Source organism: Rhizobacter sp. AJA081-3 (assembly GCF_017795745.1).
GTDB lineage: Bacteria > Pseudomonadota > Gammaproteobacteria > Burkholderiales > Burkholderiaceae_C > Piscinibacter.
This window is the reverse complement of record NZ_CP059067.1, coordinates 2,007,748-2,033,071: the sequence shown is the minus strand read 5'-3', so window position 1 is coordinate 2,033,071 and position 25,324 is coordinate 2,007,748. Positions and strand designations below refer to the sequence as shown.

Annotated in this window: 25 protein-coding genes; 15 read left to right on the top strand and 10 right to left on the bottom strand. The window is 68.4% G+C overall.

Features of this window, described 5'->3' with window-relative positions:
• Window positions 1–17 precede the first annotated feature (17 nt).
• On the top strand, window positions 18–497 hold the full coding sequence (locus tag HZ992_RS09745) for an Lrp/AsnC family transcriptional regulator (protein ID WP_209386452.1): 480 nt from the start codon (window positions 18–20) through the stop codon (window positions 495–497).
• Here HZ992_RS09745 and HZ992_RS09740 read toward each other — a convergent pair.
• The gene (locus tag HZ992_RS09740) at window positions 469–1,002 is read right to left on the bottom strand and encodes a hemerythrin domain-containing protein (RefSeq protein ID WP_209386451.1); all 534 of its coding nucleotides are present in this window, start codon (window positions 1,000–1,002) and stop codon (window positions 469–471) included. The genes HZ992_RS09745 and HZ992_RS09740 overlap by 29 nt on opposite strands.
• 62 nt (window positions 1,003–1,064) lie before the next feature.
• Entirely contained in the window at window positions 1,065–1,985 is a 921-nt protein-coding gene (gene speB, locus HZ992_RS09735) for an agmatinase (protein ID WP_209386450.1), read from the bottom strand.
• Between the two features lie 299 nt (window positions 1,986–2,284).
• On the opposite strand from speB, the gene aceA reads away from it, so the two are divergent.
• The 3 genes from aceA to HZ992_RS09720 all read left to right on the top strand — a co-directional run bounded on the left by aceA (window position 2,285) and on the right by HZ992_RS09720 (window position 5,424).
• On the top strand, window positions 2,285–3,583 hold the full coding sequence (aceA, locus tag HZ992_RS09730) for an isocitrate lyase (RefSeq protein WP_371816804.1): 1,299 nt from the start codon (window positions 2,285–2,287) through the stop codon (window positions 3,581–3,583).
• An 87-nt stretch (window positions 3,584–3,670) separates the two neighbouring features.
• Entirely contained in the window at window positions 3,671–4,132 is a 462-nt protein-coding gene (locus HZ992_RS09725; RefSeq protein ID WP_209386449.1) for a CoA-binding protein, read from the top strand.
• Window positions 4,133–4,140: 8 nt separating this feature from the next.
• The gene (locus HZ992_RS09720; RefSeq protein ID WP_209386448.1) at window positions 4,141–5,424 is read left to right on the top strand and encodes an O-acetylhomoserine aminocarboxypropyltransferase/cysteine synthase family protein; all 1,284 of its coding nucleotides are present in this window, start codon (window positions 4,141–4,143) and stop codon (window positions 5,422–5,424) included.
• Between the two features lie 18 nt (window positions 5,425–5,442).
• Here the strand turns inward: HZ992_RS09720 and HZ992_RS09715 are convergent, their stop codons facing one another.
• Entirely contained in the window at window positions 5,443–7,254 is a 1,812-nt protein-coding gene (locus HZ992_RS09715; RefSeq protein ID WP_209386447.1) for a response regulator, read from the bottom strand.
• Between the two features lie 126 nt (window positions 7,255–7,380).
• On the opposite strand from HZ992_RS09715, the gene HZ992_RS09710 reads away from it, so the two are divergent.
• The 3 genes from HZ992_RS09710 to HZ992_RS09700 are packed head-to-tail and all read left to right on the top strand — an operon-like array spanning window position 7,381 to window position 11,310.
• Complete coding sequence (locus tag HZ992_RS09710) at window positions 7,381–9,030, top strand: acyl-CoA synthetase (RefSeq protein ID WP_209386446.1); 1,650 nt, start codon at window positions 7,381–7,383, stop codon at window positions 9,028–9,030.
• A gap of 10 nt (window positions 9,031–9,040) precedes the next feature.
• On the top strand, window positions 9,041–9,835 hold the full coding sequence (locus tag HZ992_RS09705; protein WP_209386445.1) for an enoyl-CoA hydratase: 795 nt from the start codon (window positions 9,041–9,043) through the stop codon (window positions 9,833–9,835).
• Complete coding sequence (locus HZ992_RS09700; protein ID WP_209386444.1) at window positions 9,832–11,310, top strand: L,D-transpeptidase family protein; 1,479 nt, start codon at window positions 9,832–9,834, stop codon at window positions 11,308–11,310. The genes HZ992_RS09705 and HZ992_RS09700 overlap by 4 nt, the downstream gene beginning before the upstream one ends.
• A gap of 13 nt (window positions 11,311–11,323) precedes the next feature.
• On the opposite strand, the gene HZ992_RS09695 is transcribed toward HZ992_RS09700, so the two are convergent.
• On the bottom strand, window positions 11,324–11,842 hold the full coding sequence (locus tag HZ992_RS09695; RefSeq protein WP_245213414.1) for a peptidoglycan L,D-endopeptidase MepK: 519 nt from the start codon (window positions 11,840–11,842) through the stop codon (window positions 11,324–11,326).
• Window positions 11,843–11,982: 140 nt separating this feature from the next.
• Between HZ992_RS09695 and HZ992_RS09690 the strand changes: the two genes are divergently transcribed.
• Window positions 11,983–13,896 carry a M48 family metallopeptidase gene (locus HZ992_RS09690; protein WP_209386442.1) on the top strand — a complete coding sequence of 638 codons (1,914 nt, stop codon included), beginning with the start codon at window positions 11,983–11,985 and terminating at the stop codon, window positions 13,894–13,896.
• 16 nt (window positions 13,897–13,912) lie between these two features.
• Here HZ992_RS09690 and HZ992_RS09685 read toward each other — a convergent pair whose 3' ends face one another.
• Window positions 13,913–15,598, bottom strand: a complete 1,686-nt coding sequence (locus tag HZ992_RS09685) for an electron transfer flavoprotein-ubiquinone oxidoreductase (RefSeq protein ID WP_209386441.1) — start codon at window positions 15,596–15,598, stop codon at window positions 13,913–13,915.
• Between the two features lie 183 nt (window positions 15,599–15,781).
• On the opposite strand from HZ992_RS09685, the gene HZ992_RS09680 reads away from it, so the two are divergent.
• Genes HZ992_RS09680 through HZ992_RS09670 form a run of 3 tightly spaced genes read left to right on the top strand, consistent with a single transcriptional unit; the run spans window position 15,782 to window position 17,671 of the window.
• Window positions 15,782–16,564, top strand: a complete 783-nt coding sequence (locus tag HZ992_RS09680) for an SDR family oxidoreductase (protein ID WP_209386440.1) — start codon at window positions 15,782–15,784, stop codon at window positions 16,562–16,564.
• Window positions 16,565–16,577: 13 nt separating this feature from the next.
• Window positions 16,578–17,240 carry a YceH family protein gene (locus HZ992_RS09675; protein WP_209386439.1) on the top strand — a complete coding sequence of 221 codons (663 nt, stop codon included), beginning with the start codon at window positions 16,578–16,580 and terminating at the stop codon, window positions 17,238–17,240.
• A gap of 11 nt (window positions 17,241–17,251) precedes the next feature.
• Window positions 17,252–17,671 (top strand): acyl-CoA thioesterase, encoded by a 420-nt coding sequence (locus HZ992_RS09670; RefSeq protein WP_209387112.1) that lies wholly within the window; start codon window positions 17,252–17,254, stop codon window positions 17,669–17,671.
• Window positions 17,672–17,690: 19 nt separating this feature from the next.
• On the opposite strand, the gene HZ992_RS09665 is transcribed toward HZ992_RS09670, so the two are convergent.
• The gene (locus tag HZ992_RS09665; protein WP_209386438.1) at window positions 17,691–18,266 is read right to left on the bottom strand and encodes a LuxR C-terminal-related transcriptional regulator; all 576 of its coding nucleotides are present in this window, start codon (window positions 18,264–18,266) and stop codon (window positions 17,691–17,693) included.
• Between the two features lie 110 nt (window positions 18,267–18,376).
• Between HZ992_RS09665 and HZ992_RS09660 the strand changes: the two genes are divergently transcribed.
• Both HZ992_RS09660 and HZ992_RS09655 read left to right on the top strand, forming a co-directional pair.
• Entirely contained in the window at window positions 18,377–19,096 is a 720-nt protein-coding gene (locus HZ992_RS09660; protein WP_209386437.1) for a CoA transferase subunit A, read from the top strand.
• Window positions 19,097–19,098: 2 nt separating this feature from the next.
• Window positions 19,099–19,737 carry a 3-oxoacid CoA-transferase subunit B gene (locus HZ992_RS09655; protein WP_209386436.1) on the top strand — a complete coding sequence of 213 codons (639 nt, stop codon included), beginning with the start codon at window positions 19,099–19,101 and terminating at the stop codon, window positions 19,735–19,737.
• A 7-nt stretch (window positions 19,738–19,744) separates the two neighbouring features.
• On the opposite strand, the gene HZ992_RS09650 is transcribed toward HZ992_RS09655, so the two are convergent.
• On the bottom strand, window positions 19,745–20,785 hold the full coding sequence (locus HZ992_RS09650) for a quinone-dependent dihydroorotate dehydrogenase (protein WP_209386435.1): 1,041 nt from the start codon (window positions 20,783–20,785) through the stop codon (window positions 19,745–19,747).
• A 71-nt stretch (window positions 20,786–20,856) separates the two neighbouring features.
• On the opposite strand from HZ992_RS09650, the gene rpiA reads away from it, so the two are divergent.
• Complete coding sequence (rpiA, locus tag HZ992_RS09645) at window positions 20,857–21,516, top strand: ribose-5-phosphate isomerase RpiA (RefSeq protein ID WP_209386434.1); 660 nt, start codon at window positions 20,857–20,859, stop codon at window positions 21,514–21,516.
• Window positions 21,517–21,601: 85 nt separating this feature from the next.
• Entirely contained in the window at window positions 21,602–21,781 is a 180-nt protein-coding gene (locus HZ992_RS09640; protein WP_209386433.1) for a hypothetical protein, read from the top strand.
• On the opposite strand, the gene mnmC is transcribed toward HZ992_RS09640, so the two are convergent.
• The 3 genes from mnmC to efp all read right to left on the bottom strand — a co-directional run bounded on the left by mnmC (window position 21,747) and on the right by efp (window position 25,253).
• On the bottom strand, window positions 21,747–23,711 hold the full coding sequence (gene mnmC / locus HZ992_RS09635; RefSeq protein ID WP_209386432.1) for a bifunctional tRNA (5-methylaminomethyl-2-thiouridine)(34)-methyltransferase MnmC2/FAD-dependent 5-carboxymethylaminomethyl-2-thiouridine(34) oxidoreductase MnmC1: 1,965 nt from the start codon (window positions 23,709–23,711) through the stop codon (window positions 21,747–21,749). The two genes, HZ992_RS09640 and mnmC, sit on opposite strands and share 35 nt — an antisense overlap.
• On the bottom strand, window positions 23,708–24,634 hold the full coding sequence (locus HZ992_RS09630; protein ID WP_209386431.1) for a heme-dependent oxidative N-demethylase subunit alpha family protein: 927 nt from the start codon (window positions 24,632–24,634) through the stop codon (window positions 23,708–23,710). The genes mnmC and HZ992_RS09630 overlap by 4 nt, the downstream gene beginning before the upstream one ends.
• Before the next feature lie 67 nt (window positions 24,635–24,701).
• On the bottom strand, window positions 24,702–25,253 hold the full coding sequence (gene efp, locus HZ992_RS09625; protein ID WP_209386430.1) for an elongation factor P: 552 nt from the start codon (window positions 25,251–25,253) through the stop codon (window positions 24,702–24,704).
• Window positions 25,254–25,324: the final 71 nt, after the last annotated feature.

The window sequence follows — 25,324 nt, the reverse complement described above, 5'->3', positions numbered from 1 at the left end:
CAGAAACACCGCATCCAATGCGACACAAAGCCTCGGAAGTGCAACTGGATTCGATTGACCGGGCAATCCTGACCGAGTTGCAGGATGCCGGCCGCATCTCCAATCAGGAACTCGCGCAGCGGGTGCACCTGTCGCCCTCGGCCTGCCTGCGCCGCGTCAAGGCGCTCGAGGACGGCGGCGTCATCGCGCAGTACGTGGCCCTGGTCAACCCGCGGGCCGTGGGCAAGCACGGCATCAGCTTCACCATCATCAATCTCGACAGCATGAACACGCCGCAGCTCGAAGCCTTCGAGCAGGCCGTGCGCGACACGCCCGAGATCCTGGATTGCTACTACGTGGCCGGCGCGAACGACTACCTGATCCGCTTCGCCTACCGCGATGCCGAGGACCTCGAGCGCTTTCATTCGGAGGTGCTGATGCACCTGCCGGGTGTGTCGCGCTCGAACTCGATGCTGGTGCTGCGCACCGTCAAGAAGACGACGGCGCTCCCGCTTTGAACATGAGCGGCGGAAGCGACGCGCGCCGCCGTGCCAGCTTCGCGGCGACCACCTTGGCCTGCGGGTAGATGATCGATTCCTCGAGCTGGATGTGCTCGCGGCACAGCTCCAGGAACACACCGATGCCGTGGCGCAGTTCGTCGGGGTCGTACCAGCTGTAGCCGGCCGCGATGGCGCGCAACTGCGGCGCGATGGCGAGCCAGTCTTCCTCGATCCAGCCGTGGTCCTGTTGCAGCATGCGCACGGTGGCGACGAGCGCTTCGTCCGATGAGGCGAGCAACGGCGGGAACACCTTGGACTCTTCGTCCAGGTGATGACGTTGCGAGGTCTCGGTGAAGAAGGACTCGATGCTGCGTGCCTCGCCCTGTGCATGCGCATCGACGCCCTGGCTCACGAGATGCTCCACCAGCGCATCCAGTCGAACGAGGTGCTCGGCAATCTGCTGGTGGCAGGCATCGAGTGCCTTGAAGTCCGCGCCTGCGTGGTTCGTTTTCGCCGAGTTCATGGGACCTCCGGTTGCGTTCGGTCCCATTCTTGATTCTGCTGCGGCGCAGCAGTTGCGACAGGTCAAGCGCCGCGCAGTCTTCCGCAGAGGTAGGTCCAGACGAAATGGGCCGCGGCCTGGCTCGTCAGCTCGGAGTGGTCGTAGGGCGGCGCCACCTCGACGCAGTCCATGCCGATCAGCGGCAGATCCGCCAGTTCCTCGAGCACGCTGAGCACCTGATTGGTGCTCATGCCGCCGGGCTCGGGCGTGCCGGTCCCCGGCGCGAAGGCCGGGTCCAGGCAGTCGATGTCCAGGCTCAGGTAGACCGGCGGATGGCCGTGCGCCGCCAGCCGAGCGCGGATGGCGCCGAGCACCGGCGCGAGCTGCGCCGGGTTCTCCAGGCCACGCAGCTCGCGTGCCGTGAAGATCAGGCCGCCCTGGTCGCGCACGTACTCGCGAGCCTCGCGCGCGCCCGCCGAGCGGATGCCCAGCTGCGTGAAGCACTCGCGGATCACCAAGCCTTCCTGCATGGCCTCGTAGACCCAGGTGCCGTGGCCGCTGGGCTCGCCGAAATGATCTTCCCAGGTGTCGCAGTGCGCGTCGAAGTGGATCACCGCGAGCGGCCGTCCATGCACTTCACGGTAGGCGCGCAGCAGCGGCAGCGTGATGCTGTGGTCGCCGCCGAGCCAGACCATGTGGTGTGCGCGAATGAGGCGTTCCACGTGCGGGCGCATCGCCTCGCGCATCGCCGCGAGGCTGGTGTTGGGCAAGGGCAGGTCGCCGGCGTCGCCAAGCCGCCCCTCGGGGCTCGTGTCGAACAGAGGATGGATCGCGTCGCACAGCATGTGGCTGGCCTCGCGGATGGCGCGCGGGCCGAATCGGGCGCCGGGGCGATTGGTCACCGAGCCGTCCCAGGCGATGCCCGCCACGGCATACGGCGTGGCGGCCGATGCGTGAGGCGACTTCAGGAAAGTGTTGTTCGAGAGGAAGGCGAAACTGCTCATCGGCGGACCCGCTGAAACCGGCCGGCGATCATAGGGTCGCGAAGCGTTCGAGCTCATTTCACGATCAGGGATGAACGTTTTGCATTGCGGAAGACGCTCGTGCTGCACTGCCACAATCTTTCTCATTGTGAAGGATGGCGTTTCGCATCCCGGCAAGATGAGCATAACCTGTTGATTTTACGAAAGAACATTTTTAGTCTTCTATAAGACATAAGTCTTCCCAGCTGTCGCGCACCGGACTAACCTTGAGGCCAGAGATTTCGCTTTCTGTCCTTGTCTTCACACCCACGGAGGTCCTCATGACGAATCTGACCCGCGACCAACAAATTGCCGCCCTCGAGAAGGATTGGGCCGAGAACCCGCGCTGGAAGGGCATCAAGCGCGGCTACACCGCCGCCGACGTGGTGCGCCTGCGCGGTTCGCTGCCCATCGAGCACACGCTCGCCAAGCGCGGCGCCGAGAAGCTGTGGAAGCTGATCAACACCGAGCCCTTCGTCAACTCGCTGGGAGCGCTGACTGGCAACCAGGCCATGCAGCAGGTCAAGGCCGGCCTGAAGGCCATCTACCTGTCGGGCTGGCAGGTTGCGGGCGACGCCAACAGCAACGGCGAGATGTACCCCGACCAGTCGCTGTACGCGGTGGACTCGGTGCCGAAGGTCGTCAAGCGCATCAACGCCACCTTCAAGCGCGCCGACGAGATCCAGTGGAGCGAAGGCAAGAACGACATCGACTACTTCGCGCCCATCGTGGCCGATGCGGAAGCCGGCTTCGGCGGCGTGCTGAACGCCTTTGAACTGATGAAGTCGATGATCGACGCGGGCGCGGCCGGCGTGCACTTCGAAGACCAGCTCGCTTCGGTGAAGAAGTGCGGCCACATGGGTGGCAAGGTGCTGGTGCCCACGCGTGAAGCCGTCGCCAAGCTCGTCGCCGCGCGCCTGGCTGCCGACGTGATGGGCACGCCGACCATCCTGCTGGCCCGCACCGACGCGGAAGCTGCCGACCTCGTCACCAGCGACGTCGACGCCAATGACAAGCCCTTCCTGACCGGCGAGCGCACCGTCGAAGGCTTCTTCAAGACGCGCAATGGCCTGGAGCAATCGATCAGCCGCGGCCTGGCCTATGCCGAGTATGCCGACCTGATCTGGTGCGAGACCGGCAAGCCCGACCTGGCCTTCGCCAAGGCCTTCGCCGACGCGATCCATGCCAAGTTCCCGGGCAAGCTGCTGGCCTACAACTGCTCGCCCTCGTTCAACTGGAAGAAGAACCTCGACGACGCGACGATCGCCAAGTTCCAGCGCGAGCTGGGCGCGATGGGCTACAAGTTCCAGTTCATCACGCTGGCCGGCTTCCACAGCCTGAACTACGGCATGTTCGACCTGGCCTACGGCTATGCGCGCAACAACATGAGCGCCTTCGTCGAGCTGCAGGAGAAGGAATTCGCTGCCGCCGAGCGTGGTTTCACCGCGGTGAAGCACCAGCGCGAGGTCGGCACCGGCTACTTCGACGCCGTGACGACGACCATCGAGCGCGAGGCCTCGACCGCCGCGCTGAAGGGCTCGACGGAAGACGAGCAGTTCTTCGACAAGAAGCACGCCTGACGCGCTTCGCGCACGACAGGACAGCGGGCCCGGCGATGCCGGGCCCTTTTCTTTGGCACGCGACGCTCGCCTGCTATCGTCGCGAGCATGGCCGACACCATCGCCGAACTGCGCCGCATCCTGAAGACCTGCCGCACCGTCGCGGTGGTGGGCCTGTCGGCCGAATGGCACCGGCCGAGCTACTTCGCCGCCAAGTACATGCAGGAGCACGGCTACCGCATCGTGCCGGTCAATCCGCGCTACGAGCAGGTGCTGGGCGAGGCCTGCTACCCGAGCCTGGAGGCGATCCCGTTCCCTGTGGACATGGTCGACGTGTTCCGCAAGGCGGCCGATGTGCCGCCGATCGCGCGCTCGGCCGTGGCCATCGGCGCGAAGTGCCTGTGGCAGCAGCTCGGCATGGTGAACCTCGAGGCCGATGCCATCGCGCGTGAGGCCGGGCTCGATTCGGTGATGGACCGCTGCGTGAAGATCGAACATGCGCGTCTGTTCGGCGGCCTGCACTGGGCCGGCGTCAACACCCGCGTGATCTCGGCCCGCCGCCCTGTCTGAGGATCGCCATGGCCGACCACGTCTTCCAGCCCGAAACGCTCGCCATCCACGCCGGCCAGATCCCCGACGCCGCCACGGGCGCGCGCGCCTTGCCGATCTACCAGACCACCAGCTTCGTGTTCGACAGCGCCGACCACGCCGCGTCGCTGTTCAACCTGCAGACCTTCGGCAACGTCTACTCGCGCCTGTCCAATCCCACGGTGGCGGCGCTGGAGGAACGTGTGGCCGCGCTCGAAGGCGGCCGCGCCGCGGTGGCCTCGGCCAGCGGCATGGCCGCCGAGGCGATGGCGCTGATGACCATCCTGCAGCAGGGCGACCACGTGGTCGCCGCCGGTGCGCTGTACGGCGGCACGGTGACCATGCTGGCCGTGAACCTGAAGAAGTTCGGCATCGAGACCACGTTCGTCGATGCCACGAAGCCCGACGCCTTTGCCACCGCGATGCGCCCGAACACCCGCGCCGTGTTCGCCGAGAGCCTGGGCAACCCGAGCCTGACGGTGCTCGACATCCAGGCCGTGGCCGACGTGGCCCATGCCCACGGCGTGCCGCTGGTGATCGACAACACGGTGCCGTCGCCCTTCCTGTGCAACCCGATCCGCTTCGGCGCCGACATCGTCGTGCACTCGGCCACCAAGTACCTCGGCGGCCATGGCACGACGCTGGCTGGCGTCATCGTGGAAAGCGGCAAGTTTCCCTGGGACAACGGCAAGTTCCCGGGCATGACCGAGCGGTCGCCCGGCTACCACGGCGTGAAGTTCTACGAGACCTTCGGCGACTTCGGATTCACCATGCGCGCCCGCATGGAGACGCTGCGCGTGTACGGCGCGGCGCTGTCGCCGATGGCTGCCTGGCAGATCCTGCAAGGCACCGAGACGCTGCACCTGCGCATGGAGCGGCACTGCAGCAACGCGCTGCGCGTGGCCGAATACTTGAGGTCGCACCCTCAGGTGAGCTGGGTCAGCTATCCCGGATTGCCCGAGCACCCGCAGCACGCGCTCGTGCAGCGCCAGATGCGCGGCGCCTCGGGGCTGCTCGCCTTCGGCGTCAAGGGGGGCATCGCCGCCGGCGTGAAGTTCATCGAGTCGGCGCAGTTCATGAGCCACCTGGCCAACATCGGCGACACGCGCACGCTGATCATCCATCCGGCCTCGACGACGCACCGCCAGCTCGACGAAGCGCAGCAGATCGCTGCCGGCGTACTGCCCGACATGGTGCGCATGTCGGTGGGCATCGAGCATGTCGACGACATCCTCTGGGACATCGACCAGGCACTCGCTGCCGCGAGTGCTTAGCGACCAGGCGCGCCCCGCTCAGGCGGCCAGGTGACGCCGTAGCACGCCGCCGAGCTCGTCGTCGTGGAAGGGCTTGGCCAGGTGATCGTTCATGCCGGCGCCCAGGCTGCGCTCGCGGTCGCCCGCCATCGCATTGGCGGTCAGCGCCACGATCGGCACCGGCCGGCGGCTGGCGGTGCGTTCGAACTCGCGGATTCGCGCGGTGGCCTCGAAGCCGTCGATCCCCGGCATCTGGCAATCCATCAGGATCAGGTCGAACGGATCCCGGGTGGCCAGCGCCACGGCGCCTTCGCCGTCGGCGACGCTTTCCACCTCCAGCCCGAGGCGGCGCAGAGAGGCTTCGGCAACCAGCGCATTGACCGGGTTGTCCTCCACCAGCAGAACGCGGCCGCGCAGCAACGTGGGCACAGCGGGGCCCGGCGCTTCGGCCGGGCCGATGGGCAGGGTCATCAGCGCGTCGGGCAGACTCACGTTCAGCCGGAACAGCGCACCACCGCCCGGCGCATCCAGGCATTCGAGCGAGCCACCCATCGCGATCATCAGGTCGCGCGAGATCGTCAAGCCCAGGCCGGTGCCGCCATGGCGCCGCGAGAACGATCCGTCGAGCTGCCGGAAGGCATCGAAGATGCGTTCGCGTTCACCCAACGGCACGCCCGGGCCGGTGTCGCTGACGTCGATCACCACCGTGCCGCCGGCATCGCGGCGCGCGGCGATCGTGACGCCGCCGTGGTCGGTGAACTTGACGGCATTGCCGGCCAGGTTGAGAAGCACCTGGCGCAGCCGGTTCGCATCGCCCTCGACGTGGCATCGCGCCGGCAGCAGGTCGACGAGGTTCAGGCCGAGGCCCTTCTCGAGCGCGGCTGGCTTGAGCAGGCCGACCACCGAGACGAGCAGGGCACGCAGGTCGAAACCCTGGCGCAGCAGGCGCAGGTGGCCGCTCTCGATGCGCGAATGGTCGAGCACGTCGTTGATGATGCCCAGCAGGTGTTCGCCGGTGCGCTCGACGATCTGCAGGCTTTCGGCCTGCTTGTCGGGGCTGAGTTGCGGCGCCTCGCGCTGCAGCAGGCGGGCCATGCCCAGCAGGCCGTGCAGCGGCGTGCGCATTTCGTGGCTCATGGTGGCCAGGAACTGGCTCTTCACCGCGTTGCTGCGCTCGGCCTGGTCCAGCGCCTGCTGGCGCTGCGTGGCCAGTTCGTCCATCTGGAATCTCAGGCGCAGCATGGCGCGGGTGTGCTCGCTGGCGCGACGCCCCTCGACGAACACCAGCCCGAGGAAGACCAGCATGCCCACGCCGGTGTAGACCGCCACCGCGTCGGCGAGCCAGAACTGCAACACGGCCGCCGGCAGGACGGCAGGCACCGTCAGCGCCAGCGAGGCCGGCAGGCTCATCGACAGCACCACCAGGCCGATCGCGGCAATGCCCAGCAGCGTGGCGATCATGGTGGCCGCCAGCGCCGGGTCGTTCAGCGGCAGCAGCACGGTGCCGAGCAGCCCGAACACGGTTCCTTCGGCCGTCAGGGCCCACAGGAAATGCCGGCCCCAGCGCGGTGTCTGCTGCGGCCCGCCCCGGTCGTAGGCCCGAGTGACGGCCAGCCGCCAGAGCGTGACGCTGGCCTTCAGGCCCAGCCAGCCCAGCAGCAGCCGGTGATCGATGGCACCCCACAGGACCCAGCACACCAGCACCGCGAACGGGGTGCCGATCAGGTTCGACGCGCGGGAGCGGTCGAAGATCATCGCGTACTGGGCGTCGCGGACCTGGGCGTCCAGTGCATCCGCCGACGCGGGGAGGGCGCGCTCGTGGGCGTTCTCTCGTACTGCTTCGGAACCCATGCGACCTCTTGAGGGGGGCCGCGCCATTTTCGCCGCGGCGCGCCTCGGCGCATCGGCATGTTCCCGGGGCGCGACACGCCGGCGCGTAAGATTCCTCGCCAAGCCCGGCAGCACAAGGCCCTTCGCATGAGCAGCATCTACGACCAGCACCTCGACCGCAACGCAGCGAACTTCGCGGCCTTGACGCCTGTCAATTTCGTCGAGCGCAGTGCCGAGGTTTTCGGCGACCTGCCTGCGGTGATCCACGGCCAGCGCCGCTACGACTGGAAGTCCGTGCGCGAGCGTTCGGCACGGCTGGCTGCGGCCCTTCGCAGCCTTGGCGTCGCGCGCGGCACGACCGTGACGGTGATGCTGCCCAACACGCCGGAGATGGTCGAGGCGCACTACGCGATCCCGGCGCTCAACGCGGTGATCAACACGCTGAACACGCGGCTGGATGCACCCTTGCTGGCCTGGCAGATGAACCACTGTGAAGCCGCGGTGGTGATCACCGACCGCGAGTTCGCGCCGACCATGCGCGAGGCGCTGCGCCTGCTGAAGGAAGATCATGGCCGCACGCCGGTGGTGATCGATGTCGACGACAGCGAATACACCGGCGCCGGCGAGCGTCTCGGCACGCACGAGTACGAGGCGCTGCTCGCGGCTCACGATCCGCTGGCGACCCTCGATGCGCCTGCCGACGAGTGGGACGCCATCGCCGTCAGCTACACCTCGGGCACCACCGGCGACCCCAAGGGCGTGGTGACGCACCACCGCGGCGCCTACCTCAACGCGGTGTGCAATGCGGCCACCTGGACCATGCCGCATTTCCCGAAGTACCTCTGGACGCTGCCGATGTTCCACTGCAACGGCTGGTGCTTCCCCTGGACGGTGGCCATGCTCGGCGGCACGCATGTGTGCCTGCGCCGCGTGGAAGCTCCGGCCATCCTGGCAGCGATGCGCGAGCACGGCGTCGACCACTACTGCGCAGCGCCGATCGTTCACAACCTGATCATCGCCGCGCCCGATGAGATGCGCGCCGGCATCCGCCAGAAGGTGCGCGGCATGGTCGCCGGCGCGGCGCCGCCCGCCGCGATGATCGAGGGCATGGCGAAGCTGGGCTTCGACATCACGCACGTGTACGGTCTCACCGAGGTCTACGGTCCCGCCTCGGTCGCCGTCAAGCGCGACAGCTGGGCGGGCGAGAGCCTGTCGGAGCAGGCGCGCCTGAACGGCCGCCAGGGCGTGCGCTACATGCTGCAGGAAGGCATGACGGTGATGGACCCGGAAACGATGCGCGAAACGCCCGCCGACGGGCAGACCATGGGCGAGATCATGTTCCGCGGCAACATCGTCATGAAGGGCTATCTGAAGAACCCGAAGTCCACCGGCAAAGCTTTCGAGGGCGGCTGGTTCCACACAGGCGACCTGGCGGTGATGGAGCCCGACCGCTACGTGAAGATCAAGGACCGCAGCAAGGACATCATCATCTCCGGCGGCGAGAACATCAGCTCCATCGAGGTCGAAGACGCGCTGTACCGCCACCCGGCGGTGATGGCCTGCGCGGTGGTGGCGCGGCCGCACCCGAAGTGGGGCGAGACGCCGCTGGCCTTCGTCGAGCTCAAGCCGGGCTCGAATCCGAGCGCGGAAGAGCTGATCGCCCACTGCAAGACGCTGCTCGCCGGCTACAAGGTGCCGCGCGAGATCCGCTTCGAGCCGATTCCCAAGACATCGACCGGCAAGATCCAGAAGTTCCAGCTGCGCGAGCGCGCCAAGAGCGCCTCGGCGATCGAGTGAGGAGACCGAGATGACATCCACCGAAGCCCTGGTGCAACGTTCCACCGATGCGCGCGGCGTCGTCAGCCTGACGCTGAACCGGCCGAACGCCTTCAATTCGCTGTCCGAAGGCATGCTCGCCGCACTGCAGGCCGAGTTCGACGCCGTCGCACGGGACGAATCGGCGCGTGTCGTCGTGCTCGGCGCCGCGGGAAAGGCCTTCTGCGCCGGCCACGACCTGAAGGAGATGCGCGCCGACCCCTCGCTCGACTACTACCAGCGCCTGTTCGCGCAATGCACGCAGGTGATGCTCGCAGTGCAGAAGTTGCCGGTGCCGGTGATCGCGCGAGTGCACGGCATCGCCACCGCGGCAGGCTGCCAGCTCGTGGCGATGTGCGATCTCGCCGTGGCCAGCCGCGATGCGCGCTTCGCCGTCTCCGGCGTCAACCTCGGCCTGTTCTGCTCGACCCCCAGCGTCGCCCTGTCGCGCAACCTGTCGCGCAAGGCAGCGTTCGAGATGCTCGTCACCGGCGGCTTCATCTCGGCCGAAGAGGCGCTGGCGAAGGGCCTGATCAACCGCGTCGCCGCACCCGAGGCGCTGGACGAGGCGGTGGAATCGCTGGTCGCGGCCATCGTGGCCAAGCCGCGCGTCGCGCTGGCCATGGGCAAGAGCCTGTTCTACCGGCAGCTCGAGAAGGGCATCGCCGCCGCCTACGACGACGCCGGCCAGACCATGGCCTGCAACATGATGGATGAAAGCGCGCTCGAAGGCGTGCAGGCCTTCATCGACAAGCGGCCGCCGAACTGGGGCACGCCGCGCGGATGAGCGTCGCGCGCAGGGTGCGCCGCGCGCTGGCGGCGCTGGGCCTGGTGCTGGGCTGCGGCGTGGCAGGCGCCGCGCTGCCCTGGGCGGGCGAAGCACAGGCCATGCTGGCCCGCGCCGGCGAGCAGGGCCTGGACGCATCGGACTACCGCCTCGATCCGGCCGCGGCGGACACCGATGCCGCGCTTCAGGCGGCCGTTCTGCGCTACCTTCGCCACCTGCATCAGGGCCGGGTGACGCCGAAGGACCTGGGCTTTCGCGTCGTCGCCGAACCCCTGCCGGAAGGCGAGACCGCGCAGCGCCTGTCGGCACTCGCCGATGGCGCACAACTGCGCGCGCTGGCCGACGAGCTCACGCCGCCCTTGGCGCAGTACCGACAGTTGCGCCAGGCCTTGGCGCGCTACCGAGAACTCGCGTCGGGGCCGACCTTCGCAGCACTGCCAGCGCTCGGCAAGGCCGGCAAGCTCCAGCCCGGGCAGACCTACGAAGGCAGTGTCGCTCTGCGTGAGCGGCTCGTCGCCTTCGGCGACCTGCCGGCGGATTCGGCGCCGGCTTCGGCGCTCTACGACGAGGCACTCGCGGCCGGCGTGCGGCGCTTCCAGTCCCGCCACGGTCTCGATGCCGATGGCGTGATCGGACGCGGCACGCTCGCCGCCTTGAACACGACGCCCACGCAGCGCGTGCGCCAGATCGAGCTCGCGATGGAGCGGCTGCGCTGGTTGCCGCATCGCAGCGGCCGGCCCTTCATCGCCATCAACATCCCCATGTTCCGCCTGTGGGCCTGGGACGCCGGCGCGCCCGAGGCTGCGCCAGCCGTGCGCATGGGCGTCATCGTCGGCCGCGCGCTGCGCACGCAGACGCCGGTGTTTGCCGACGAGATGACGCACCTGATCTTCCGCCCCTACTGGAACGTGCCCAGATCGATCCTGCGCAACGAGGTGCTGCCCGCGGCCGAGGCCGATCCGCTGTACCTGCAACGCCACGACATGGAACTGGTGGCCGGGCAAGGCGACGATGCGCAGCCGATGCAGGCCTCGCCCGACAACCTGGCGGCGGCGCGCGCCGGCACGCTGCGCATCCGCCAGCGGCCGGGGCCGAAGAACTCTCTGGGCCTGGTCAAGTTCATCTTCCCGAACGACGACAACGTGTACCTGCACGGCACGCCGGCGCAGCAGCTGTTCGGCCGCAGTCGACGCGACTTCAGCCACGGCTGCGTGCGCGTCGAGGACCCGCCGGCACTGGCCTCATGGCTCCTGCGCGACCAGCCGGACTGGACGCGAGAACGCATCGAGGCCGCGATGGCGGGCGGGAAGACGCGGCAGGTCAACCTGAGCCAGCCGGTGCCGGTGATCCTGTACTACGTGACCGCGGCGGTCACGCCCGACGACGCTCTGCTGCACTTCGCCGACGACCTGTACGGCCACGACATCTCGCTCGAACGCGCGCTGGAACGCGCAGCCGCGCGCAGCACGCGCTGAAGCGCGCAGCGCGCTACCAGGCGCGAACGCGCCCGGTGTCGACGTGGACGAAATCCGATCCGGGGTAGAAGCCCACGCCGCCACCGCGCAGCGCCAAGGCCGCATCGCGCAGCCGCGCCAGCGGCACGTCGGCCAGGCGGATGTCGATGGCCTGGCCGCTCATGTGCAGGCTCTTCGTCGCCACGCCGCTGCTGCGCTCGTGCAGCATTTGGTTGGTGGCCGGCGAGCGATAGCCCGAGATGATCTGGAACGGCCTGTGCGTGCCGGTGCGCTCGCGCAGCGCGTGCAGCAGGTCGAGCAGGGCAGGATCGATGGTGCCGACATCGCCGCTGCGGAAGTCGCGCAGCAGGTGGTTCACGGCGCCCAGCGCATCCGGCAGGTAGGCGCCGGCGCTGAAGTACTCCAGCTCGAGCCGCTCGCCGGTGTGCAGGTGGTTGAAGGCCAGCACGCGCGGCTCGCTGCTGCGCGCCCGCGCAGCCAAGGGCAGCGCCACGAGGGCGGCGATGAATCGGCGGCGGGGCAGGGTGCTCATGGGCGTTCGCATTCTATCGACTCGAATCGGCGGCACCGGCCGATTGCGTGAACAACTTGGCACCTCGCCTGAGGCCTCGTAGCCGGCCACAGAACGCTCGCCGCGCTCTCGGCAAGACTGCTGCCAGGGAGAAGAACAGCATGGACGATCAGGCGTTCCGCCGCCTCGTGGCGGACTACGAACACGAAAGCCGCCACGCGCCGCAGCGCTTCGCGCGCTTCACGGCAGCGATGGCGGCGTTCGGCTACGCGGCGATCCTCGTCACGCTCGTCGCCTCCGCGCTCGGTCTTTGGTGGGGTGCCGGCCAGTTGCTGCACGGCCGCGTCCAGGGCTGGAAGATCATGCTGGTGCTGGGCTGCCTGTCTCTCCTGATCTCGCTGCTGCGCGCACTGTGGATGCGCCCGGCGGCGCCACAGGGCCTGCCGATCACGGCCAAGGATGCGCCGCGGCTGTTCGAGCTAATCGAGAAGGTCCGCAAGCGCCTGGGCGCGCCGCGGCCCGACCGCGTGCTGATCGACGGCGACCTGAATGCCGCCGTGGTCCAGCGGCCGCGCCTGGGCCTTCTCGGCTGGCACCGCAACGAGCTGATCCTCGGCCTGCCGCTGATGATGGGCCTGAGCCCACGCCAGCTCGGCGCGGTGATCGCCCACGAGTTCGGCCATCTTCGCGGCGCTCACGGCAAGCTCGGCATGTGGGTCTACCGCACGCGGCGCAGCTGGTTCATGCTGGCCCAGGCGCGCGAGCGTGCCCACATCGGAGGCAACGTCGCCGACCTGGCGCTGGCCTTCTTCTTCCGCCATTTCTTCCCGCGATTCAACGCGCGCGCCTTCGTGCTGTCGCGCCAGCAGGAGTACGAGGCCGATCGCGCGGCGCACGAAATCGTCGGCCAGAGGCATGCGGCCGAAGGCCTGCAGGCGATCGAGGTGCAGGCGCGCTTTCTGCAGGAGGAGTTCTGGCCGCAGGTCTACCGCAGCGCGGCCACCGAGCCATCACCAGCCGGGCAGCAGCCCTATGCCAAGCTGTGCAAAGCCATGGCGGCCAGCCTTCGCCACCCCCGGGCGAAGGCCTGGCTGGCCGAGGGCCTCAAGCGCCTGCCGGACCTGAGCGACACGCATCCGTCGCTGCGCGACCGGCTCGACTTTGCCCAGATCAAGCCGGGCCTGCCGGCGTCGACGGAGACTTCCGCAGCCGAGGTGCTGCTCGGCAGCGGCCTGGACGAGTGGGTCGGCCGACTCGACGCCACATGGCGCGATGACGTGGCGCGGCCCTGGGGCGAGCGGCATCGCTTCGCCAATGCCCAGCGACACCTGATCTCCGAGTTGGAGGCGGAGAGCGCCGCCGGCCCGATCGACCCCGACGACCACCTGCTGTGGGCACGCGCGGCGCGCCTGCTCGACGGGGACATCGCGTACGAACGGGTACTGCGCCAGCTCGTGCAGGCACGGCCCGATCACCTGGCGGGGCGATACGAGCTCGGCATGCTGATCGTCGATGCCGCGCGGGCCGATCTCGGCGCCGAAGGTTCCGAGCTGCTGCGCGGCGTCGCGGAGGCCGGCGCCAACCCCTGGGCCTGGAGCGCCGCGCAGCGCCGCGAGGGGTGGCTGGAGGCGCAGGAACGCTTCGACGAGTTGAAGACCTGGCGCACATTGCTGCGCACGCGCGAGACGCAGTCCACCGCAGCGATGGAGGCGCTGCACGATTTCGACGGGCCACAGCACTTCGAGCCCAGCGGCCTGAGCCGCCGCTCGCTGCGCTCGGTCCAGGAGGTGCTGCGCGGCGAGAAGGCCGCGGGCCGAGCCTTCGTGGTGCGCAAGTCCGACGAGGCCGCGCCGGGCTGGCGCTTCTGCATCGTCGTCATCGAGCGATCCAAGGTGCTCGGCCAGCCGGACGCCGACAGTTGGTGGGCCGAACTTCGCGACCGCATCGACCTGCCGTGCCCGTTCATGGTGATCGACCTGGCCCACCCGTACTGGGCCGACAAGGCGCGGGCGCCGCTGGTCAAGCAGATGCTCGCCGTACCGCAGGCTCAGGTCTACGGCGGCCGCCGGCACTGAGCCTGCGGCCGCGGCCTCACATGCCTGCGTAGTTCGGCCCGCCACCGCCTTCCGGCGTGACCCAGACGATGTTCTGTGTCGGGTCCTTGATGTCGCAGGTCTTGCAGTGCACGCAGTTCTGCGCGTTGATCTGCAGGCGGTCGCTGCCGTCGTCGTTCTTGACGAACTCGTAGACGCCGGCCGGGCAGTAGCGGCTCTCGGGGCCGGCGTACTTCGCCAAGTTGGTGGCCACCGGCACATCGGCGCGCTTGAGCGTCAGGTGCGCCGGCTGGTTCTCTTCGTGGTTGGTGTTGCTGATGAACACCGAGCTCAGGCGGTCGAACGTGATCTGGCCGTCGGGCTTCGGGTAAGTGATCTGCGCGCACTCGGCCGCCGGCTTCAGGTAGGTGTGATCGGCAGCGGAGCGATGCAGCGTCCAGGGCGGCGCCTTGAAGCCGAGCTTGGGCAACAGCCACTGCTCGATGCCGGTCATCAGCGTGGCGATGGTGCGGCCCTTCTTGAACCACTGCTTGAAGTTGCGCGACAGCTCGAGCTCCTCGCGCAGCCAGCTCTCGTCGAAGGACTTCGGGTAGTCGCTCAGTTCGTCGTGCTGGCGGCCGGCCTTCAGCGCCGCGTAGGCGGCCTCGGCGGCGAGCATGCCGGTCTTGATGGCGGCGTGGCTGCCCTTGATTCGGCTGGCGTTCAGGTAGCCGGCCTCGCAGCCGACCAGTGCGCCGCCGCGGAACACCGTCTTGGGCAGGCTGAGGATGCCGCCAGCGGTGATGGCCCGTGCGCCATAGCCGATGCGCTTGCCGCCTTCGAGCAGCTTGCGGATCTCGGGGTGCGTCTTCCAGCGCTGGAACTCCTCGAAGGGGCTGAGCCAGGGGTTCGCGTAATCGAGGCCGACCACGAAGCCCAGCATCAGCTGGTTGTTCTCGGCGTGATAGGCAAACGAGCCGCCATAGGTGTCCGGGTCCAGCGGCCAGCCGGCGGTGTGCATCACGTGGCCGGGCCGGTGCTTGGCGGGGTCGATCTCCCACAGCTCCTTCAGACCGATGCCGTAGCTCTGCGGGTCGCGGCCGGCGTCCAGCTTGAAGCGCTCAATGAGTTGCTTGCCGAGATGGCCGCGCGCGCCCTCGGCGAAGATCGTGTACTTGGCGTGCAGCTCCATGCCGATCTGGAAGCCGTCGTGCGGTTCGCCGTCCTTGCCCACTCCCATGTTGCCGGTGGCCACGCCCTTGACCGAACCGTCGTCGTTGTAGAGCACTTCGGCTGCGGCGAAGCCGGGGAAGATCTCCACCCCCAGCGCCTCGGCCTGCTGGCCGAGCCAGCGCACCAGCGTGCCCAGGCTGATGATGTAGTTGCCGTGGTTCTTGAAGCAGTCGGGCAGCAGGAATTCTGGGGTCGCCTTCGCGCCGGTCTCGCTCAGGAACAGGAACTGGTCGCCCGTGACCTCCTGCTTCAGCGGCGCGTCCATCTCGTTCCACTTCGGGAACAGTTCGGTGAGCGCGCGCGGGTCCATGATCGTGCCGGCCAGGATGTGCGCGCCGGGCTCCGAGCCCTTCTCGAGCACCACCACCGAGACCTCGCCGCCCTCGAGGGCGGCCAGCTGCTTCAGGCGGATCGCGGTGGCCAGCCCGGCGGGGCCGCCGCCGACCACCACCACGTCATATTCCATCGCTTCGCGCGGGCCGTATTGCTCGAGGATCTGCTGGGGGCTCATCGGGGGTCCTGGGAGACGGGATTGCAGACGATTCTACGGGCTGGCACCGCTAAATAGCACGATCGTTCGATTCGTTTGGCGGGCCTCTCCAATCCGCGCCAGTGCGGCGCGTCGCGCGACCGTTTTGCAGTGTTTGACGCATGCTATCGTCACCGTGAAATCCGATTCACAGCAGAGGCGCGCATGAGCTACAGCATCGATCTTTCCGGCCGGGTCGCCCTGGTGACAGGCGCCTCCAGCGGCCTGGGCACGCAGTTCGCCAAGACACTGGCCAAGGCCGGCTGCGGCGTGGTGCTGGCGGGCCGTCGCATGGAGCGGCTGAAGGCGCTGCGCGCCGAGATCGAGGCCGATGGCGGCGATGCCCACGTGGTGGCGCTGGATGTCACCGACCACGACAGCATCAAGGCGGCTGTCGCCCACGCCGAGACGGAGATGGGAACGATTGACATCCTCGTCAACAACTCGGGCGTGAGCACGACGCAGAAGCTCGTCGACGTCACCGAAGACGACTACGACTTCGTCTTCAATACCAACACCAAGGGCGCCTTCTTCGTGGCACAGGAAGTCGGCAAGCGCATGCTGGCGCGCGCCAAGGGCGCGGCTCCGGGCACCTTCACCGGCGGGCGCATCGTCAACATCGCCTCGATGGCCGGCCTGCGCGTACTCAGCCAGATCGGCGTGTACTGCATGAGCAAGGCGGCGGTGGTGCACATGACGCGCGCCATGGCGCTGGAGTGGGGCCGCTACGGCATCAACGTCAATGCCATCTGCCCCGGCTACATCGACACCGAGATCAACCACCACCACTGGCAGACCGAACAGGGCAAGAAGCTGATCGACATGCTGCCGCGCAAGCGCATCGGCCAGCCGCAGGACCTGGACTCGGTGCTGATGATGCTGGTGGCCAACGAGAGCCACTTCATCAACGGCGCGGTGATCCAGGCGGACGACGGCTTCGCGGTCTGAACGCGAGCCGACCATGCGGCCCCTGTCGCTGCTCGAAGCCCGCGTGCTCGGCGTGCTGGTCGAGAAGGCCCACACCGTGCCCGACAGCTACCCGCTGTCGCTGAATTCGCTGACGCTGGGCTGCAACCAGAAGACGGCGCGCGACCCGGTGATCAATGCCACCGAGTCCGAAGTGCAGGTGGCGGTGGACGCGCTGCGCGCACTGAACCTGGTATTCGAATCGAGCGGCTCGCGCGTGGCGCGCCACGAGCACAACATGGGCCGCGCGATGTCGCTTCCCTCGCAGTCGGTGGCGCTGCTGGCGGTGCTGGTGCTGCGCGGGCCGCAGACCAGCTCCGAACTGCGCGCCAACTGCGACCGCCTGCACCGTTTCGCCGACGTGTCCTCGGTCGAGGCCTTCCTCGACGAGCTGGCCGAGCGGCCGGTAGAGAAGGGCGGCCCGCTGGCATTGAAGCTGCCACGTGCGCCGGGCGCCCGCGAGGCCCGCTGGACGCACCTGCTGTGCGGGCCGGTGGACGTGTCGTCGATGCCGGTGGCGGCCCACACCGAGGAGTTCGTCGCTGCCGGCGAACTGGCTTCGCTCAAGGCGCAGCAGGCGGCGCTGCAATCCGAAGTGGCGGCGCTGCGCGCCCTGGTCGAGCGGCTCTACGCCGAACTCGGCGTCACCCGAAGCTGAGCGAAGCGATGCTGCGCTTTCACCTGCCCGAGAAGAAGAAGCTCACCAACGAGCTGCTGATCCCGATCCGCTGGGGCGACATGGACGCGATGGGCCATGTCAACAACACGATCTACTTCCGCTACTTCGAGACGGTGCGCATCGAGTGGTTCGACCGCATCGGCTGCAAGCCCGACCCGCAGGGCGAGGGGCCGGTGATCGTCAACGCCTTCTGCAACTTCATCCGCCAGCTCGAGTACCCGGGCGACGTGATCGCCCGCCACTACGTCGCCAATGCCGGCCGCACCAGCTTCGACACCTACATGACACTGGAGCGCACCGACCAGCCCGGCGTGATCTACACCGAGGGCGGCGCGAAGACGGTGTGGGTCGACTTCCCGAAACAGAAGTCGGCGCCGCTGCCGGACTGGATCCGCGCGCTGGTCGAATAGCGCGGGCGGACGGCAAGGATCAGGCGCGCAGCAGCTTCTGCACCAGCTCCGGCGTGGTGGCCGCGCGGTGCTTCTTCATCAAGCGGGCGCGGTACACGTCCACGGTGCGCGGGCTGATCGCCAGGCGCTTGCCGATCAGCTTGCTGGTCAGGCCTTCGATCAGCAAGGCGGCGATTTCGCGCTCGCGCGGCGTCAGGTCGACCGCGATGCGGCGCCGGGCCGACAGGTCCTCGAACACCCAGATGCCGGCCGCGTGCGGCTGCGCCGGGTCGAGCGCGCGGCCCGACACGTGGCACCAGAACAACTCGCCGCGCTGCGCGCCGCCCGCGGAATCCACGCGCTTCATCACCCGTTCGTCGCTGTACCAGCCCTGGCGATCCAGGCTGGCGACGATGCGCGCGCCGGTGCGCTCGAATTCGTCGTGGGTCGGGTAGAGCACCTCGAAGCTCTGCCCGATCAGCTGCTCGCGTTCGGCGCCGAACATCGCCAGCAGCTGCTGATTGCAGTCGACCATCAGCCGGTGGCGCGACAGCACCATGCCCACCGGGGCCAGGTCGAAGGCAGTGCGATAGTCCAGCGCCAGGGTGTCGGCCATGGGTCAAGGCGGGGTGGCGCCAGGAAGATGCTTAATCAATTCTACGTAACGACTACGTAATGCCATACGTAGTACGCTGCGCGGCTGGATTTCCCCCAAGGAGACGGTTCATGAACAAGGTGTACCCGAGCGCGGCGAAAGCGCTCGACGGCATCGTGCGCGACGGGCAGCTGCTCGCCGTGGGCGGCTTCGGCCTGTGCGGCATTCCCGAGGCACTGATCGCGGCGCTGCGCGACACGAAGGTCAAGGGCCTCACGGTGATCTCGAACAACGCCGGCGTCGACGGTTTCGGCCTCGGCCAGTTGCTCGAGACGCGCCAGATCAGCAAGATGATCTCCAGCTACGTGGGCGAGAACAAGGAGTTCGAGCGCCAGTACCTGGCCGGCGAGCTGCAGCTCGAGTTCACGCCGCAGGGCACGCTGGCCGAGAAGCTGCGTGCCGGCGGCGCCGGCATCCCGGCCTTCTTCACGCGCACCGGCGTGGGCACCCTGGTGGCCGAGGGCAAGGAGACGCGCGAGTTCGACGGCCACGTCTACGTGATGGAACGCGCGCTGCTGCCCGAGGTGTCGCTGGTCAAGGCCTGGAAGGCCGACAAGAGCGGCAATCTGATCTTCCGTCGAACCGCGCGCAACTTCAACCCGGCCGTGGCCATGGCCGGTCGCATCACCGTGGTGGAAGTCGAAGAGATCGTCGAGACCGGCAGCTTCGACCCGGACGCCGTGCACCTGCCCGGCATCTACGTGCACCGCATCGTGCTCAACGCCACCCCCGAGAAGCGCATCGAAAAGCGCACGATCACCGAGCGCGTGCCTGCAAAGGAAGGGATCTGACCATGGCCTGGACCCACGACCAGATGGCAGCGCGCGCTGCCAAGGAACTCGCCGACGGCTTCTACGTGAACCTCGGCATCGGCCTGCCCACGCTGGTGGCCAACTTCGTCGACCCCAACATCGAGGTCTGGCTGCAAAGCGAGAACGGCATGCTCGGCATCGGCCCCTTTCCGACCGAAGACGAGGTCGACGCCGACCTCATCAACGCCGGCAAGCAGACGGTGACGACGATCCCCGGCTCATCGATCTTCGGCTCGCACGACAGCTTCGCGATGATCCGCGGCGGCAAGATCAACCTGTCGATCCTCGGCGCCATGCAGGTCAGCGAGAAGGGCGACCTGGCCAACTGGATGATCCCCGGCAAGATGGTCAAGGGCATGGGCGGCGCCATGGACCTGGTCGGCGGCGTGAAGAGCGTCGTGGTGCTGATGGAGCACGTCGCCAAGAAGAAGGACGGCACGATCGACCTGAAGATCCTGCCGCACTGCACGCTGCCGCTGACCGGCGTGGGCGTGGTCGATCGCATCGTCACCGACCTGTGCGTGCTCGACGTGACGCCGCATGGCTTGAAGCTCGTCGAGCTCGCGCCGGGCGTGACGCGCGAAGAGGTGCAGTCGAAGACCGGCGTGCCGCTGCAGTGAGTCGCGGCTAGCGCATCGCCTTCAGGGCCTGCGCCGCCTCGGTGATCAGCGGCGGCCCCCCGTAGATGAAGCCGGTGTAGACCTGCACCAGGTCGGCACCGGCTTCGCGCTTGGTGCAGGCATCGGCACCGGTCATCACGCCACCCACGCCGATGATCGGGTAGGCGCTGCCGAGCTCGGCACGCAGCTGGCGGATGACGCGATTGCTGGCCTCGAAAACCGGCCTGCCCGACAGGCCTCCCGCCTCGTCGCCATGTGGCAGGTGCTTCACCGCCTCGCGCGCGATCGTCGTGTTGGTGGCGATGACGCCGTCGATGCCGTTCTTCTTCAACGTCTCGGCGATCACCGTCACCTGCGCCTCGTCGAGGTCCGGGGCGATCTTCACGAACACCGGCACCTGGCGGCCGTGGCGCTTGGCGAGCCGCGCCTTGCGTTCCTGCACGGCCGACAGCAGCGCGTCGAGCGCCTCGTCACTCTGCAGCGCGCGCAGGTTCTTGGTGTTCGGACTGGAGATGTTCACCGTCACGTAGTCGGCGTGCGGGTACACGCCGTCCAGGCCAATCAGGTAGTCGTCCACCGCGTTCTCGATCGGGGTGGCGGCGTTCTTGCCGATGTTCAGCCCGAGGATGCCGCCCTGGCTGCGAAAGCGCGCACGCTTCACATTGGCGAGAAAGGCGTCGAGCCCGTCGTTGTTGAAGCCCAGGCGATTGATCAGCGCACGTGCCTGCGGCAGTCGGAAGATGCGCGGCTTGGGGTTGCCAGGCTGCGCCTTGGGCGTGACCGTGCCCACCTCGATGAAGCCGAAGCCCATGGCGGCCAATCCGTCGATGCAGCGCCCGTTCTTGTCCAGCCCCGCCGCCAGGCCGATGCGGTTCGGGAAGCGCAGCCCGGCGACCGTCACCGGATCGTCCACGCGTGGCTGCGCCACCGCACGGATCAGCGGCGTGTGCTGGATGCGGGCCAGGGCGCCGAGCGTGAGGTCGTGCGCGGTTTCCGCATCGAGTCCGAACAGGAAGGAGCGGGTCAGGGGGTAGGGAACGAGGGCCATGCGGCGGTGCGCGGTGCGTCTTGGATAATCGGACGATTCTCTCAAACACTTTCGTGCGACACGCAGCCACCATGACCCAGGACGAACTCAAGGCCCTCGTCGGCCAGGCCGCATTGGCCTACGTGCAACCCGGCAGCGTGGTCGGCGTGGGCACCGGCTCGACGGTGAACTGCTTCATCGACGCGCTGGCCACCCTGAAGGACCGCATCGCCGGCGCCGTCTCCAGCAGCGAGAAGAGCACGCAGCGGCTGCAGGCGCACGGCATCGTCGTGCTCGACAGCAACAGCGTCGAGCGTTTTCCCGTCTACATCGATGGCGCCGACGAGATCGACCACGGCGGCCACATGATCAAGGGCGGAGGCGCGGCGCTCACGCGCGAGAAGATCGTCGCCGACCTGGCCGATCGCTTCGTCTGCATCGCCGACGAATCGAAGCTCGTGACGACGCTCGGGCGCTTCCCGTTGCCGGTGGAGGTGGTGCCGATGGCAACCGCACAGGTGTCGCGGCGATTTGCAGCGCTGGGCGGCAACGCCGTGCTGCGCGAAGGCGTGATCACCGACAACGGCGGCTGCATCCTCGACGTGCACGGCCTGTCGATCACCGACCCGCCGGGCATGGAGCAGGAGATCAACCAGTGGCCCGGCGTGGTCGCGGTGGGCATCTTCGCGCGGCACCGCGCCCGCGTGTGCCTGCTGGGCACGTCACAGGGTGTGAAGACATTGAGTTTCTGAGCCCGGTGCTGCTCGCGCCGCCGAAAAACGCGTAACCTCGCAACTGGTGCCAGTGGGCACCTTTTGTTCACTGGAAGGATGGCGCATGGCCAAACCCAACTACTCGTACGAGAAGCGCCAGCGCGAGCTGGCCAAGAAGAAGAAGAAGGAAGAAAAAGCCAAGGAGAAGGCCGAGCGCAAGACCGGCCCCGGGCAATCGCCGGAAGGCGAATCGGGCGGCGGCGACGAGCTCAGCCCGGCACAGCCGAACCCCGAAGCGGGTTGAGCGTGCGGCCGGCGCGGCGCTGATCGCGCGCCGCGAAGCGGGCCGGATCCACGGCGTCCATCAGGCTGGCCTCCACCGGCGACGGTGCGCCGCTCACCCAGGCGGCCAGCAGCCGCGCCCCCAGGGCCGACACGCCGATGCCCCGCGAACCCAGCGCGGTGAACACGAACAGGCCAGGTTGCCGCGCTATGAAGCGCGGCTGATCGGCCGATCCCACGGCAGGCAGATCAGCATCGGGCACGGCGCCGATGACCGGCAATCGATCGCCGGCCGTCCAGCGCCAGCCGACGCGGCCACTCAAGGACGCAGCGTCGAGTTCGTCCGGGCATCCGGTGAGTTGAGCGAGCCGTTCGAGATTCAGGCGGTGATCCTCCATGCGGACCGCGGCGTCGAGATCGCCTGGCTGCGCCGTCGCACCGAAGATCGCCGCACCGGCCAGCGCCGGCAGCACATAGCCGGCCCCGGCCAGCGGCAACTTCGGCAGGATGATCCGACCGAATGGCGCGATCGAGATCTGCCCGCGAACCGGATCGATCGGCCAGGCGGGCGCGCCGAGCAAGCGCAGCGTGTCGCCGGCCGAGGCGAGCACCAGGGCAGGGGCACTGTCGATGACCTCGCCCTGTGCATCGAGCACCTGCCATTCATCGCCGACCCGGCGCACCTGGGCGACCTCCACCCGGCCGCGCCACGCGCTCAGAGGGCCAGCGCGACGCAGGTACCACGCGGCCAGATCTCGCGGCGAGATCCATCCACCGCCCGGGTAGAACCAGGCCGGGTGCGTGAGCGCGAGGCCGGCCCGCTGAGAGGCCTGCACCGCCGCCAGCGCCTGCACATACTGCGCAGGCAGGCCCAGTTGCTCGATGACATCCTGCATGGCTTGGACGCTCGCGGCTTGCGGCTCCAGGCGCAGCAGGCCGTCGACCGCCCCGGCCACACCCCCCGACACGGCCTCGCGGGCAATCGGCTCGAAGGCCAGCGCCGCCGCGCGCAACCATCGCGCATGGGTGCCGTCATGGCGCATGACCACGCCGTGGAACAGGCCAGCCGGGTTGCCCGAGCCTTCGAGTGCGGGCTCGTCGCGGCGATCGATGACCGTGGTGCGCCAGCCCTGTTCGGCCAGTGCCCAGGCACTCGCGCAGCCGGCCAGGCCGCCGCCGACAACAATCGCGCGCGAATCCGTCGAACGCGCGTGCGGCCGCCCGGGCGGTGCGCCACGGCGCGACGGCGCGGGCTCGAATCGCGCCACCGTGATGTCGCGCTTGCCGCCTTGCCCCGGTGCCTTGCTCACCGTGAAGCCCGCGGCCTGCAGCCCCTCGCGCACGCTGCGCGCGGCCGACCAGGTGGTCGCCGTGGCGCCGGGCACGGCCAGCCGCGCAATGGCCTTGAACAGGCGCCGGTCCCACATCTGCGGGTTGCGTGCCGGCGCGAAGCCATCGAGGAAGAAGGCCTCGACGCCGGCCACCCACTCCGGCACCCAGCGAGCCACGTCGCCAAAGGCCAGGTGCAGGCGCACTCGACCCTCGTCGAAGCTCAGCCGATGCAGGTTGTGCGTCAGGGCCGGCCATTGCGCGGCGAGTTCGGCGGCCAGCGGCGCCAGCGCGATCTCGCGCGGCCAGGCCGCCAGTTCGTCCCGCGTGGGTGGGTGCAACTCGACCGAAAGGAAGTCCAGCCGCGCACAGCGTTGCGGATCGGCCCGCCACGCAGCCCAGGTGGCCAGGAAATTGTTGCCCAGGCCGAAGCCGGTTTCGGCGATGACGAAGTCGTCTCGGCCAGCCCAGCGGCCAGGCAGGCCGTTGCCGGCGAGAAAGACATGGCGCGCCTGCTCCATCGCACCCGCACGCGGGTGGTAGACGTCAGCGAAGGTGGGCGAATAGGGCAGCCCTTCGGCCGAGGGTTCGATGCGCGCCGCAACGATGGGCGCCGTCTTCATGCGCGTGCCGCGAGCCAGGCGAGCAGTCGGTCGCGCGCGCCGGTGAGCCCCCGGTAGGCCAACACCCCATCGCTCATGCTGGCCAGAGCGGAATGCAGCGACGCCGCCACCTCGGCATGGGCAACTGCCTGCACCAGCGGACGGCTCTCGACGTGGATGGTGAAGACCGCCTGGCCTGCGCCGGGCACCGGGATGAAGGTCTGCCGCTCGGTTCGGAACGTGGCCGCGCGCGCCAGCTCATCCGCATCGGCGGTGTCGGGCCAACGGGGCTGGGCCACGCGCAGCGGGTGCATGTCGAGCTGCGGCTGCGGCGTGATCGTCCAGACGAAACGCTCCCAGCGCTGCGTGCCGGTGACCAGCCGCGCGAGGTGGTCACTGGCGGTGATGAGCAGCCTGTTGTCGGCCACGGGCGCATGCACCTCGGCGAAATGGCGGCCCACCTTGTCCTGCGGCGACCAGTGCGAGGGCAGGCACACCGCGAGCCAGGGGATGCGCCCGGTCGTCCCGTCGATGACGGCAAGGTCTTCGGCGAAAGCCAGGCTCAGCAGGCCGGCCACACGCCATGGCGCGGGCAACGCGGCCAGGCAGCGGCCGATCTCCGCCGGGCCGTCGCCGTGCAATGAATCGCCCTGCAGCGACCAGCCGAGTTGCACGGCCTCGTACCGCTCGCGGCCATCCCAGCACCAGGCCTGCGGATGCTCGCGAGCCGCGTGTTCGCACAGCGCCGCCAGCGCAGGTGCCGCGTCGAACCCCGCGGCGGCCACCAGGGCCTGCTCGGCATGGTTGCCGAGCACCGCCAGCTTCTCGAGCAAGGCGCGATCGCCGGGCGAATTGGCTGTCAGCTGGGCCACACCCGGCGCCAGGGCACGCAGGCCGGGCTGCATGCGGAACGGGGCAGTGACGGCGGCGAAATCGAAGGGCATGGTGGCGAATGGAACACAAAAGAGAAGGGCGCCCAAGGGCGCCCGTCTTGCGTCTTGCCGATAGGCGTTACACGCGCTTGCGGTACTCGTGCGTGCGCGTGTCGATCTCGATCTTGTCGCCGTTCTCGACGAACAGCGGCACGGCGATCTCGAAGCCGGTGGCGATCTTGGCCGGCTTCATGACCTTGCCCGAGGTGTCGCCCTTGACGGCCGGCTCGGTGGTCACTTCGCGGACGACCGAGGTGGGCAGTTCGACCGAGATGGCCTTGCCGTCGTAGAACACCACCTCGACGGTCATGCCGTCTTCGAGATAGCTGATGGCGTCGCCCATGTTCTCGGCCTCGACCTCGAACTGGTTGTACTCGGTGTCCATGAAGACGTACATCGGATCGGCGAAGTAGGAGTAGGTGCACTCCTTCTTGTCCAGCACGATCTGGTCCATCTTGTCGTCGGCCTTGAAGACGACTTCGGTGCCCGAGTTGTTGAGCAGGCTCTTGAGCTTCATGCGCACGGTGGCGGCATTGCGGCCACCGCGGCTGTATTCGGTCTTGAGCACGACCATCGGGTCCTTGCCCTGCATGATCACGTTGCCGGCGCGGATTTCCTGTGCGATCTTCATGGTGACTTTCGTATGGCGGTGCGCCTGGATCAGGCGCTGTCTCAGGCGGCGTAAGGGCGGCGCCCGCCGGG

Coding starts and splice junctions, on each gene's coding strand:
- HZ992_RS09700 (WP_209386444.1), top strand. CDS start 9,832: ATGAGCGTCGCGCGCAGGGTGCGCCGCGCGCTGGCGGCGCTGGGCCTG.
- HZ992_RS09705 (WP_209386445.1), top strand. CDS start 9,041: ATGACATCCACCGAAGCCCTGGTGCAACGTTCCACCGATGCGCGCGGC.
- efp (WP_209386430.1), bottom strand. CDS start 25,253: ATGAAGATCGCACAGGAAATCCGCGCCGGCAACGTGATCATGCAGGGC.
- mnmC (WP_209386432.1), bottom strand. CDS start 23,711: ATGAAGACGGCGCCCATCGTTGCGGCGCGCATCGAACCCTCGGCCGAA.
- HZ992_RS09695 (WP_245213414.1), bottom strand. CDS start 11,842: ATGAGCACCCTGCCCCGCCGCCGATTCATCGCCGCCCTCGTGGCGCTG.
- HZ992_RS09655 (WP_209386436.1), top strand. CDS start 19,099: ATGGCCTGGACCCACGACCAGATGGCAGCGCGCGCTGCCAAGGAACTC.
- HZ992_RS09690 (WP_209386442.1), top strand. CDS start 11,983: ATGGACGATCAGGCGTTCCGCCGCCTCGTGGCGGACTACGAACACGAA.
- HZ992_RS09710 (WP_209386446.1), top strand. CDS start 7,381: ATGAGCAGCATCTACGACCAGCACCTCGACCGCAACGCAGCGAACTTC.
- HZ992_RS09680 (WP_209386440.1), top strand. CDS start 15,782: ATGAGCTACAGCATCGATCTTTCCGGCCGGGTCGCCCTGGTGACAGGC.
- speB (WP_209386450.1), bottom strand. CDS start 1,985: ATGAGCAGTTTCGCCTTCCTCTCGAACAACACTTTCCTGAAGTCGCCT.
- HZ992_RS09665 (WP_209386438.1), bottom strand. CDS start 18,266: ATGGCCGACACCCTGGCGCTGGACTATCGCACTGCCTTCGACCTGGCC.
- HZ992_RS09715 (WP_209386447.1), bottom strand. CDS start 7,254: ATGGGTTCCGAAGCAGTACGAGAGAACGCCCACGAGCGCGCCCTCCCC.
- HZ992_RS09720 (WP_209386448.1), top strand. CDS start 4,141: ATGGCCGACCACGTCTTCCAGCCCGAAACGCTCGCCATCCACGCCGGC.
- HZ992_RS09650 (WP_209386435.1), bottom strand. CDS start 20,785: ATGGCCCTCGTTCCCTACCCCCTGACCCGCTCCTTCCTGTTCGGACTC.
- HZ992_RS09660 (WP_209386437.1), top strand. CDS start 18,377: ATGAACAAGGTGTACCCGAGCGCGGCGAAAGCGCTCGACGGCATCGTG.
- aceA (WP_371816804.1), top strand. CDS start 2,285: ATGACGAATCTGACCCGCGACCAACAAATTGCCGCCCTCGAGAAGGAT.
- HZ992_RS09740 (WP_209386451.1), bottom strand. CDS start 1,002: ATGAACTCGGCGAAAACGAACCACGCAGGCGCGGACTTCAAGGCACTC.
- HZ992_RS09725 (WP_209386449.1), top strand. CDS start 3,671: ATGGCCGACACCATCGCCGAACTGCGCCGCATCCTGAAGACCTGCCGC.
- HZ992_RS09685 (WP_209386441.1), bottom strand. CDS start 15,598: ATGAGCCCCCAGCAGATCCTCGAGCAATACGGCCCGCGCGAAGCGATG.
- HZ992_RS09630 (WP_209386431.1), bottom strand. CDS start 24,634: ATGCCCTTCGATTTCGCCGCCGTCACTGCCCCGTTCCGCATGCAGCCC.
- HZ992_RS09745 (WP_209386452.1), top strand. CDS start 18: ATGCGACACAAAGCCTCGGAAGTGCAACTGGATTCGATTGACCGGGCA.
- HZ992_RS09675 (WP_209386439.1), top strand. CDS start 16,578: ATGCGGCCCCTGTCGCTGCTCGAAGCCCGCGTGCTCGGCGTGCTGGTC.
- rpiA (WP_209386434.1), top strand. CDS start 20,857: ATGACCCAGGACGAACTCAAGGCCCTCGTCGGCCAGGCCGCATTGGCC.
- HZ992_RS09640 (WP_209386433.1), top strand. CDS start 21,602: ATGGCCAAACCCAACTACTCGTACGAGAAGCGCCAGCGCGAGCTGGCC.